This window comes from uncultured Umboniibacter sp., from assembly GCF_947497555.1.
In the GTDB taxonomy this organism is placed as follows: Bacteria; Pseudomonadota; Gammaproteobacteria; order Pseudomonadales; family DSM-25080; genus Umboniibacter.
Map to the genome: position 1 here is coordinate 1 of NZ_CANMGY010000030.1, position 580 is coordinate 580.

Consider the following 580-nt stretch of genomic DNA (forward strand, 5'->3'; position numbering starts at 1 on the left):
TGTTCGTGATGACGACGCTTACCAAAGCTATCAAAGCTCATCTGCTCAACCACTTGCCCGTCAGCGCCGGTGATCACACTCAGTGAACCCAGATGATCTTTGTAGAAGAACCGCAGATCTTCGGACTCTAACGCGCTATCGTACTGGTTGTAATCCTGGACGATCATACCCACCCCCGCGATATAACGGCGGATCGTGTAGTCACCACTTTCGTACACAATTTTCTCTACATTACCGACGTAGAACGTGGTTTGCAATTCGCCTGCTGGATTGGTGTCTTGGCGAACGTAACGCGCTCGGTTGGGTCCGTAGAGGAATTCCGTGACGTGGCCACTGCCTGCTTCAATACGATACGGTTTATCGTAGGCGGTGTAGTTGAGCGTTCGACCGGTATCGTCGGCCGTCATGTTACCCGCTTCGTCGTAACAGTAGTTCGCACTGCTCGTGGCGTTACAGTGACCCGTATTCGACCAGGCATCGCCACCATATTGCGCGGTGCTGATCACCCGATGGGTGCCCGACGCATAGGTGTAGCTGCCCATTCCCGTTTTACTGGTGATGTTGCCGTGACCGTCGTAGC

1 protein-coding gene is annotated in these 580 nt (G+C 53.8%); it reads right to left on the reverse strand.

Annotated features, from left to right (window positions below; all coding sequences use genetic code 11):
* Positions 1-580: hypothetical protein (locus Q0698_RS13255; protein ID WP_298637162.1), on the reverse strand; the 580-nt coding region annotated here is incomplete at both ends.